Here is a 10288-nt window from a genome sequence, read left to right as displayed (position 1 = left end):
CGCGCCGATGAGCGGGACGAACGCCAGGCGCCGCCGGGTCGGCACACCCACCGTGACCGTCGCGAAGAAGGGCTCGTCGGTCGTGGTGTCGACGTAGACGGACTCCAGTGTGCCGATCTTGCCGCCGTCCGTATCGACGACGTCGTGTCCGCGCCATTCACGGATGTCGCCGGCCTCGAACATCGCTGACCTCCTGGGGGAGCTGCTCCGGGATCTCCTTCTCGTGTTCCCCGCATGCCCGGCTTCATCGTGCTCCGCGCGGAGGGTCAATCCGGACGGGTCACAAGCCCGCGTCCCGGTGGGTGGGGCGGCCGGCCAGGACGGTGAGCAGGACGGGCAGCCCGGCCAGATCGGTGTCGGCGACGGTGAGGGGGTTGTCGGCGAGGACGGTGAGGTCGGCGCGGTGGCCGACGGCGAGCCGGCCGGCCTCGTGCTCCTCGCCGGTCGCCCACGCCGGGTTGACGGTGACGGCCTGGAGCGCGCGCAGCGGGCTGAGGGCCTGCTCGGCGCCGTGCGGAGGCTGGGTGAGGTCGCGGCTCGGGCGGCGGTGGCGGCCGCCGGCCATGACGGCGAGCGGCGGGTAGGGGGCGATCGGCCAGTCGGAGCCCAGCACGACCCGTGCGCCCGCCTCCCACAGGTCACGGCAGCGCCATGCGCGTGAGGCCCGCTCCTCGCCCAGCCGGCGCGACCAGTTGTCGGTGTGGTCGGCGCGGGTGAACTCGCAGCAGTGTGTCGGCTGCATGGACGCGACGACCCCGAGCCGGGCGAAGCGGTGCACGGTGTCGTCCGGGACGGTCTCGATGTGCTCGACGCGGTGCCGCACCCCGGTGTCGCCATGGGCGAGCGCCTTCTCGACGGAGTCGAGGACATGGCGGACCGCCGCGTCGCCGATGGCGTGGGTGGCGGTGGGCACCCCGGCGCGGTGCAGCTCGTCCACCACCCGGGTGTACGCGTGCGGGTCGGGCCAGAAGGCGTGCGTGGACTCCCCGTGGCAGTCGGGGCGCTCCAGCCAGGCCGTGCCGTTGTCGATCGTGCCGTCCATGAACATCTTCACGCCCGCGACCCGCCACAGGCGGCCCCCGGTGCCCTGGAGCCGGATCAGCTCGGCCACCGCGTCCGCGTCGGCGCCCGGCCGGCACCAGGGGGCGATGCGGAAGCGCAGCGGGAGATCACCGGAGGCCTCCAGGGCCTCGTACACGGCCAGGCTGTCGCCGTTCGCGTCCATGGCGTGGCCGCCGGTGAGGCCCGCGGCGGCCATGCCGCGCAGGACGTCGGCGGTGCGCTCGCGCAGCTCGGCGGCGGTGGGCCGGGGCGCCACCGCGTCCACGAGCCCGCACGCGGCGTCCTCCAGGAGCAGGCCGGTGGGCCGCCCGTCGGCGTCGCAGACGATCTCGGCGGCCTGATCGAAGCGGCGCGGTCCGTCGATGCCGGCCAGTTCCAGGGCACGGGCGCTGGCCAGCATGGAGTGCGCGTCGAACAGGTCGATCGCGGCCGGGACGCCGTCGAGTACGGGTTCCAGCGCGGCGGCGCTGACGGGCGCGTCGCCGAAGACGTTGGGGTCCAGGCCCCAGCCGCGCAGCCACGCACCCGGCGCCAGGCGGGTCACCTCGCGGGCGAGGGCCTCGCGTACGGCCGTCAGGTCGGCGCAGGCGGACAGGTCGACGCCCGTGGTGCGCTCGGCGCCGGAGACCGGGTGCAGGTGGCCGTCGACGAAGCCCGGGGTGACCACCGCGCCCTTGAGGTCGATCACGGTGGTGGCCGGCCCGGCCAGCGCGCGGGTCTCGCGGTCGTCGCCGAGGTGGGTGATGCGGCCGCCGTCCGCCGCGAGCGCGGAGTGCGGGAGCAGCTCGCCCGTGACGGGGTCGAGCAGCCGGGCGGAGAGCAGGACGAGGTCGGCGGGCACGTGGGGCTCCTTCGCGCTGGGCGGGTGGGTGCGGGTCGCGTGGGTGCGGTTCGGGGGTGTGCGGGTGGTCGGGGGATACGGCGGTACGGCTCTGCTGCTGAGCGCGGCCGGTGGCGTGCGGGGTGGGCCCGCGTCACGCCGACCGGTGGTGGGCGCGGACGCGGGCGCGGGTGCGTGCCGTGGTGACCGTGCCCCGGTGGGTGCACGGTGCGGCGCCGTCGGCGTATGACGTGGGGGACGGACCGTCAGGACGTGGGGGGACGGGCGGTCAGGACGTAGCGGGACGGGCGGTCGGGACGTACGGGTCGGACCGTCAGCGGGCCCGGTGCGTCCCGGCCGCCGGCATGAGGGTGAGGAGGCTGCCCTTCGGCAGGCCCAGTTCGCGTTCCGCGGTGGTGACGGCCATGTTCGCCACCGTGGGGGAGCGGTCGCCGCGGTCCGTGTTGGCGTGGGCGCCCAGGCCGTCGAGGACGACGAGGATCTGGACGGCGGTCTCCACGGGGTCGTCGGTGTGGAAGACCCCGGCCTCGGATCCCTCGCGGATCAGCCCGCTCAGCCGGTCCCGCCACAGTGCCTCCTGCCGGGTGACCCGGTCCGCCAGCGCGGGCCGGTAGCGGCTCAGGTGGCGGGCGTTGAGCCACAGGCGGCTGATCCCGTCGTAGCTGTCCCCGGCCGTCAGGGAGAAGAAGCGGGCCAGGCGTTCGGCCGGGCCGTCCGGGGGCCGTTCGTCCGGGCTGCCCGGGGGCCGTTCGGCCGGGCCGTCCGGGGGGTGTTCGGCCGGGATCAGCTCGTCCAGCTCGGCCGTCGCCGCGACGCCGAAGGCCTCCGCGACCAGGTCCTCCGTGACCGGGAAGTAGTGACCGATCAGGCCGGGCCGCACCTCGAGTTCGTCGGCGACCCGGCGCACCGTGATGCACTCCAGCCCCTCGGACAGAGCGATCGCCGCCGCCGCGGAGACGATCTCGCTCCGGCGCTCCTCGGGGGATTTGCGCACTCGTTTCGACTGAACGCTTGACGCCATGCCCCGCACGCTATTGGATGTGCGACCAATAATCAATTGGACGCGTGACCAATAGATGGGCTGCCCCCAGGGCCTGTCGGTGCGGAGGACTCCATGACAGCCACGATCCCCGATTCCCGCGCGGAGTCGCCCGGGTCCGCGCGGACCGCCGACCGGGCCGGCCGGGTGGAGGCGCACGGCATCGACGTCATCCCCGACGACGAGCGCCACGGCCGGCCCAGCGAGCTGTTCGGGGTGTGGGCCGCGCCGAACGTGAGCTACCTGAGCCTGGTCGTCGGCGGCACCCTCATCCTGATGGGCCTGAGCCTGTGGCAGGCGCTCGCCGTCACCGTGGCCGGCAATCTGTTCTGGGCGTTCGTCGGGCTGATCGCGGTCAGCGGCCCCGCCTCGGGCACGCCCAGCGAGGTGATCACCCGGGCCATGTACGGCATCCGCGGCAACCGGGTGAGCATCGCCGTCACCGGATGGTTCGCCTCCGTCTGCTACCTCGCCCTCAGCTGGGCCGCCGGGTCACTGGCCGCGTTCTCGCTGGCCGAGGAGGCCGGGGTGCACCCCAACACGGCCGTCAAGGTGGTGATCATCGTCGGGATCGCCGCGGCGACCCTGGCCATCAGCGTCTACGGCCACGCCACCATCCTCCGGCTCTACCTGCCGTTCACCGTGCTGCTCACCCTCGTCTTCCTGGTCCTGGCCGGCTATGTGTCCGGGCACGTGGACTGGGACTACCGGCCCCAGCAGCCGCTGCACGGCGGGGCGTTGGCCGCCGCGCTGGCCGCCGCGCTCGCGCTCGTCGCCTCGGCGCCGCTGTCCTACAGCAACAGCGCGGACTTCGCGCGGTATCTGCCGCGTGACACCAGCCCCAGGGCCATCGCCGGCTGGACCGCGCTCGGCGCCTTCGTGCCCAGCGTGCTGTTCACGGCGCTCGGCTCGCTCGCCGGCACGGCGCTCGACATGTCCGACCCGCAGGGTGCCCTGGAGGGGATCGTCCCCACCTGGTTCCGGCCGGCCCTCCTGCTCGCGATCGTGCTGTCCGCCGTCGCCAACAACGCCATGACCGCCTACAGTTCCGGTCTGTCCCTGCAAGCCGTGGGTCTGCGCATCCGCCGCTCCCGCAGCGTCGCCCTGGACGGCGCCCTCGGTGTCGCGCTCACCCTCTACGCCCTGCTGGTGTCGAACTTCCTCGACACCGTCAGCAGCATGCTCCAGCTGATGGTCGTCCTCATGGGTCCCAACATGGCCATCTACGTCACCGACGTGCTGTGGCGCCGCAACCGCTACGACGGACACGAGCTGAGCGACGAGAGCCGCGGCGGCCCGTTCTGGTACGCCGCAGGCGTCAACCCGGCCGGGGCCACCGCCCTGGTCACGGGCGCCGCCGCGGCCGCCCTCTGCGTCGACACGCCGCTCTACGTCGGCCCCGTCGCCCGCGCCCTGGACGGCACCGACCTCTCGCTGCCCGTCGGCGTGATCCTCGCCGCCGCGATCTACCTCCTGCTCATGCGCGGCCGCCGGGACGGCGCCGCCCGCGCCTGAGCCACCGGGTGCCCGTCCCGGCCGGAAACGGGTGAGCGGCCCGGAGCCTGCCTTGGGGTGCAGGCTCCGGGCCGCTCACTGGGAGGGCGCCGGCGGTCCCGGGGGGAGGGTGCCGGCGGTCCCAGGGGGTGTCTCGTCGATCAGGGCCGAGACACCCCCAGGGGAGAGGGGAGGCGGTCCCGGGGGAGCGGGCCGCTGGTCAGCAGGGACCGAGGTCCTGCCAGACGCCCCACTCACCGGTGGTGCCGGGCTCCTCGCCCTGCGTCCACCACTTGGCCTTCCAGGTGTGGGTCTTGTAGGAGACCGTCTGGCCGCCGGTGTAGACCTTGGTCTTGTCCCAGGGGGCCGCGGTGCACTGGTTGCCGCTGCCGCCGGTGACGGTCAGCGCGTACGTCGCCGAGTGGCTGCCGGAGGGGCTGGAGCCGTTGACGGTGACGGTGTACGTGCCGTTGAGGGCGGCCGAGGTCGTGGAGAGGGTGAGCGTGGAGGAGCCGCCCGCGGTGACGGAGGTGGGGCTGAGGGAGGCGGTGACGCCCGCCGGAAGTCCGCTGACGCTGAGGTTGACCGTCTGGGCGCTGCCCTGCGTCACGGCCGTCTTCACCGTGGCGGTGGTGGACTGACCGGCCGTCACCGAGCCGGAGGCCGGGCTGAGCGCGACCGAGAAGTCGTTGGACGGGGTGGTGCTGCCGCCGGTGAACGGCTCGAAGATGTGCGAGAAGTCCCAGGTGTTCTGCTGGATGCCGGAGCAGTTGTCGGCGGCCGAACCGCCGGCGCAGCTTCCGTTGTCCCGCTGGAGCGCCCAGAAGGAGAGGGTGTTGATGCCCTTGGAGACCGCCCAGTCGTAGACGGTGTGGGCGTTGGCCAGGCTGAAGGTCTCGGCCGGCCCGAAGTCGTCGACGCCCGGCATCTCGATGATGCCGACCATGCCCCACAGCTGCGCGGGAGTCTTGCTCGGGTAGAGCGAGGCGAGCGTGTTGTACAGACCCTGGGCGGCGGTCTGGGTGTCCTTCGCCATGTCGTGGGGCTGGTTGTCGTAGTAGTCGAACGTCATGATGTTCACGACGTCGACCCGGGTGCCGTTGCTCACGGCGTTGCGCAGCAGCGCCTTGCCGTTGTCCGCGAGGCCGCTGGTGGTGGTCGGCAGGGTGTAGGAGATCTCGAGCTTGCGGCCGTTGGCCGCCGCCCAGTCCTCGACCATCTTGATGGCCTTGTTGCGGCGGTCGATCCCGGCGGTCTTGTCCAGCGAGTCGACCTCGATGTCCATGTCGAGCCGCGAGATGTCGTAGGTGGTGATGACCTTCTCGTACGCGGCGGCGATCTGCGAGACGTCGGTGCAGCTGTCGGCGATCTCGGTGCCGGTGGTGTCCGCCGTGTAGCCGCCGAACGACGGGATGACGTCGCCACCGTTGGCCTGGATGGTCTTGATGTCGCTGCCGAAGGTCGAGGCGGCGATCGGCATGCTCGTGTCGCCGTTCCAGTAGGGCGTGCACGAGCCCGCGGAGGCCGTCTGGAGGAACGCCATCGTCAGGTGCTTGGCACCGGACTGGGCGGACAGGGCGGCGGGGCTCTCGCCGGTCCAGGCCTCGAAGTAGGGAGCGAAGACATGGCTCGGCAGCGGTGTCGCCGCCTGAGCCGTGCCGGTGCTCGTCAGCGCGAGGCCCACCGAGGCCGCGGCCGTGGCGGCCGCGGTCAGGGCCACGCGGAAGGAACGCATGAGTCTCATGTCAGTCCCGGTGTGAGGAGGGGGGTTTCGCCAATTCCCGTACGGAGGGGAGTGGTTGGTGCCTATGGGATATCGCCCGCTCACCGGGTGGGTCAATGGTCTGGACCAAAAAGGGACTAGACCAATTTCCCGACCCCGGGCCTCCTCCGCCTGAACAGAGCCCGCGAGGCCGGACTGGACCACCTGCGTCAAGAAATGGTTCGGCGCCGCTCGCGCCGGCGGCTCAGCGCTGCCGCAGGTGGTCGGCGCCCAGCGCCCGCAGCCGGTCGTGGACGCCGTCGTAGGCGCGGGCGCGGCCGAGGACGCGCTTGGGCAGCTTCGCGACCATCGTGTACTGGGTGTCGCAGACGTTCGCCGCCGGCGCCAGCCCGGCCTGACTGACCAACTGGTAGGCGTCCAGCTGGTCCAGCCCGAGCAGCTCCGCCGTCCACCGCACCAGGTCGTGCTGGCTGATCCGGAAAGCGTCCTCGAGCGGCCGGGCGTGGCCCGTGCTCAGCAGGAAGTCGTCGTTCTCCAGCCGCGGTACGGCGGGTGCGCCGCCCTTGACGAGGTCGACGGCCACCACCGTGTGCATGGCGGTCTCCACCGCCGTCCCGCACACCTCGCCCTCGCCCTGCCGGGCGTGGCCGTCGCCGATGGCGAGCATGGCGCCCTCCACGTTCACCCCGAAGTAGACGGTGGTACCGGCGCGCAGCTCGGGTGTGTCCATGTTGCCGCCGTGGACGCCGGGGGAGATGGACATCAGCCGCTCGCCCGCGGCGGGGGCGACACCGACCGTGCCGTGCATCGGGTCCAGCGGCAGGTCCACCGCGAAGTCGCCGTGGGTCGCCTCGAAGCGGCAGGTGCCGGCCTTGGCGTCGATGGCGTAGACCCAGACCCGTTCCTCCAGCGCGGGATGCAGCATGGCCGTGGTGTGGGTGGCCGTCAACGCGCCGAAGTGCGGGAAGGTGCTGGACACACCCCAGTCGCGGGCCGGTGCGATGTCCACGAAGTGCACCGCCAGCGTGTCCCCGGGTTCGGCTCCGGCGACGGCGATGGGCCCGGTGACCGGGTTCAGGTACGGGAACGTGCACACACTGCTGGGCAGATCGCCCGCCCCGCGCACCCGGCCGCCGAAGCAGTCCTCGGTGGTCAGTTCCACGATGCTGCCGGGCTCCACGGTCACCACGGGCGACCCGCCGCCGAACGAGTAGGCGTACCGCTGCGGGTCGTCGGGGACGGTGATCACCTGGGCGGGCGTGTTCATGCGGATGGTTCCTCCTGTCGAGCGGGAAATGGCGAATGCCGAATACGGCGCCGATCCGGGCGCGCGGGCTATCCGTTGCGGGGCGGCGCCGCCACCGGCTCGTCCGTGCTCTGCACGGCCGACAGCTCCGGGCGCCGGCCGGTCAGCAGCAGCCCGGCCAGCACCACGACGCCGATGCCCAGCCAGACGAAGCCCAGCCGCTGCGCGGCGATGTCGGCGTTCACCACCACGTACGCCAGGATGGCGAAGCCGATGGCGGGGGCGATCAGGTGCCGCCAGTAGTCGCGGCTGCGCCGGCGGATCAGATAGTGCACGACCACGGACACGTGCAGCACCAGGAAGGTCGTCAGGGCACCGAAGTTGACCAGACTGCTGAGCAACGTCACCCCGTCGTCGCGGGAGTTCATGTAGAGGCCGAGGCCCAGGGAGACCGCCGCCGTGAGCAGGGTCGCGTTGACCGGTACCCGGTGGCGCGGATGAACCCTGGCGAGGAACGAGGGCAGTTGCCGGTCCCGGGCCATCGCGTACAGCAACCGGGAGGTGGCGGCCTGGGCCACCAGCGAGTTGGCGAAGCCCCACGCCACGGCGGTGGCCGCCGCGGTCAGGGTGGCCAGCCACTCGCCGGAGGCCGCACGGGCCGCGTCGTAGAAGGCCGTGCCGTCCGGGTCGCCCTGGCTGATGAGCGTGCCGGGATCGGGCACCAGCAGGGAGGCCAGCCATGTCTGGACCACGAACAGCGCACCCGCCAGCACCAGCGCGGCCACCATCGACCGGCCGATGGCACGCGCGGAGTCCTTGTTCTCCTCGGCCAGCGTCGAGATGCCGTCGAAGCCCAGGAAGCTGAGCACCGCGATGGAGACCGCGCCGAAGACCAGCGACCAGGAGAAGGTGTCGCCGTTGTAGACGGCGGTGAAGTCGAAACCGCGGCCCTTGCCCTGGGCCAGCGCCACCACGCCCACCACCACGAAGACGGCCAGCACCAGCAGTTCGGCGAGCAGCATCACCTTGTTGACCCGCGCGGTCATCTGGATGCCGGTGTAGTTGACCGCCGTGTTGAGCACCACGAAGCCCACCAGCCACAGCCACACGGGGACCGACGGCACCAGCGAGTTCATGGCGATCCCGGCGATCAGATACAGCAGCCCGGGCACCAGCACGTAGTCGAGCAGGATCATCCAGCCGGCCAGGAAGCCGACCGGGGCGGCGATCCCGCGACCGGCGTAGGCGTAGACCGAGCCGGACATCGGGAACGCCCGCGCCATCTGCGCGTAACTGAGCGCCGTGAACATCATCGCCACCATGCCGACCGCGTAGGTCAGCGCGACCATGCCGCCCGAGCCCTCGAAGACGCTGCCGAAGATCCCGAAGGGCGCGATCGGCACCATGAAGACCAGCCCGTAGACCAGCAGGTCCCGGAAGCTCAGCGAGCGGTGGAGTTCCTGGCGGTAGCCGTAGCTCTGGAGTGAGCCGGGAGCCGGTTGTTCGGTCATCGCGTTCTCCTCGCTGCTGGGTGCCCGCGCCGCGGGGGAGAGCGTACGGCCGGTTATTTCCAGATGGAAGTATTAGGCGCGAGGGAGGAAGCGTCCGGTGCGGGGGCGGGAGCGTCCCGCGCGGGGGAGCGGAAGGGGAACGGGAACGACTGGACGACCCGCAGCTCCGCGCCCTCCGCGCGGGCCAGGTGCATCCGGGGGTGCGAGGGTCCGAGCGGCGCCGACCGCCACGCCCGCCGGGCCGCCGCGTCCGTCCCGTGCAGCAGCCGGCGTACCGTCAGGGGCAGCCGGTCGTCGGGCAGCAGGGATCCGCGCGCGGCCAGCGCCGCGACCAGGTGGACGCCGTCGTACAGGCCGCGCGCGTAGGCGTCCAGCACCGGCGCCGAAGGACCGAACAGCGCGCGGTGCCGCTCGGTCAGCGCCAGTGCCCGGTCCTCGGTCAGCGAGGCGAAGGAGTCCATGCAGGAGTACAGGCCGCCGGTGTCGTCGCCGCCGAGGGCCAGCAGCCCGTTCTCCTCCAGCGCCCCGGACAGCCGTATCAGCCGGCGGTCGAGGCCGCTGTGCCTCAGCCCCCGGTTGAAGCGCACCAGGTCCCGGCCGATCAGGCTCACCAGCACCGCGTCCACCCGGTGCCGGCGCAGCCCCTCGACCAGCCGCTGCAACGCCGGACCCACCCCGCCCAGCGGCACCCAGCTCTCCAGCACCACCTCGGCGTGCGTCCGCCCGATCGCCCGCCGGGCCGCCCCGTGCACGGCCCTCGGCCAGATGTAGTCGTTGCCCACCAGAGCCCAGCGGCGCACTCGGTGACAGCGCGTCAGCCATGCGAGAGATCCGGCGAGTTGCGGTCCGGGGTCCACGCCGGTGCACACCACGCCCGGCAGCCGGCCGCCGCCCTCGTGCGGCGGGGTGAAGACATACGGCACCCGGCCGGACACCACCGGCTCGACGGCCCGGTGGACATCGCTGGCGTGGAACCCGGCCACGGCCTCCACCACCCCGGCCCCGACCAGGCCCGCGACCTCCGCCGCCACCGCACGCGGCGCACGGCCGCCGTCCACCAGCACCAACTCGAGCCGGCGTTCGGCGGACCGGACCGGCCCCGGCCGGGCGGCACCGGCCGCACCCGCGACCGTCCGCCCCCACCCCTCGCTCCCGGACCCCTCGATCCCGCCCCCGGCATTGACCTCGTGCGCCGCCAGCAGGGCGGCGTCCAGCGCGGACGGCCCGATCATCCCCAGTGCCCCGGACTGCGGCACCACCAGACACAGCCGGAACGCCGCCGGATCCCGGGGCCCGTGCAGCGCGTCGAGCGGCTCCAGCAGCCGCGACTGGAGGTCCACGCCGAAGTCCCCGCCGAAATCCACGCCGCGAG

8 protein-coding genes are annotated in these 10288 nt (G+C 72.7%); 1 reads left to right on the top strand and 7 read right to left on the bottom strand.

What is annotated here, in order from left to right; translation table 11 throughout:
• The 3 genes from ABZ484_RS23590 to ABZ484_RS23580 form a co-directional block, all read right to left on the bottom strand.
• On the bottom strand, window positions 1-183 hold a 183-nt coding region (locus ABZ484_RS23590), incomplete at its 3' end, for a PRC-barrel domain-containing protein (RefSeq protein ID WP_358867893.1).
• A gap of 97 nt (window positions 184-280) precedes the next feature.
• Window positions 281-1903: an amidohydrolase gene (locus ABZ484_RS23585; RefSeq protein ID WP_358867892.1), complete on the bottom strand. Its 1623-nt coding sequence runs from the start codon at window positions 1901-1903 to the stop codon at window positions 281-283.
• Between the two features lie 313 nt (window positions 1904-2216).
• Complete coding sequence (locus ABZ484_RS23580) at window positions 2217-2924, bottom strand: TetR family transcriptional regulator C-terminal domain-containing protein (protein ID WP_358867891.1); 708 nt, start codon at window positions 2922-2924, stop codon at window positions 2217-2219.
• 93 nt (window positions 2925-3017) lie between these two features.
• Here ABZ484_RS23580 and ABZ484_RS23575 point away from each other — a divergent pair, with 93 nt between their 5' ends.
• Window positions 3018-4457, top strand: coding sequence for a cytosine permease (locus ABZ484_RS23575; protein WP_358867890.1), 1440 nt, complete (start codon window positions 3018-3020; stop codon window positions 4455-4457).
• A 199-nt stretch (window positions 4458-4656) separates the two neighbouring features.
• Here ABZ484_RS23575 and ABZ484_RS23570 read toward each other — a convergent pair whose 3' ends face one another.
• The 4 genes from ABZ484_RS23570 to ABZ484_RS23555 all read right to left on the bottom strand — a co-directional run bounded on the left by ABZ484_RS23570 (window position 4657) and on the right by ABZ484_RS23555 (window position 10280).
• On the bottom strand, window positions 4657-6180 hold the full coding sequence (locus ABZ484_RS23570; protein WP_358867889.1) for a chitinase: 1524 nt from the start codon (window positions 6178-6180) through the stop codon (window positions 4657-4659).
• 223 nt (window positions 6181-6403) lie between these two features.
• Complete coding sequence (locus tag ABZ484_RS23565; protein WP_358867888.1) at window positions 6404-7426, bottom strand: acetamidase/formamidase family protein; 1023 nt, start codon at window positions 7424-7426, stop codon at window positions 6404-6406.
• A gap of 68 nt (window positions 7427-7494) precedes the next feature.
• Window positions 7495-8916, bottom strand: a complete 1422-nt coding sequence (locus tag ABZ484_RS23560; protein ID WP_358867887.1) for an APC family permease — start codon at window positions 8914-8916, stop codon at window positions 7495-7497.
• 53 nt (window positions 8917-8969) lie between these two features.
• Window positions 8970-10280 (bottom strand): ABC transporter substrate-binding protein, encoded by a 1311-nt coding sequence (locus ABZ484_RS23555; protein WP_358867886.1) that lies wholly within the window; start codon window positions 10278-10280, stop codon window positions 8970-8972.
• Window positions 10281-10288 lie beyond the last annotated feature (8 nt).

Origin of the sequence: Streptomyces sp. NPDC006393 (assembly GCF_040628575.1) — a bacterium.
Taxonomy (GTDB): domain Bacteria; phylum Actinomycetota; class Actinomycetes; order Streptomycetales; family Streptomycetaceae; genus Streptomyces.
Note: the sequence above shows the minus strand (reverse complement) of the source record. Positions and strands in the feature narration are given on the sequence as shown.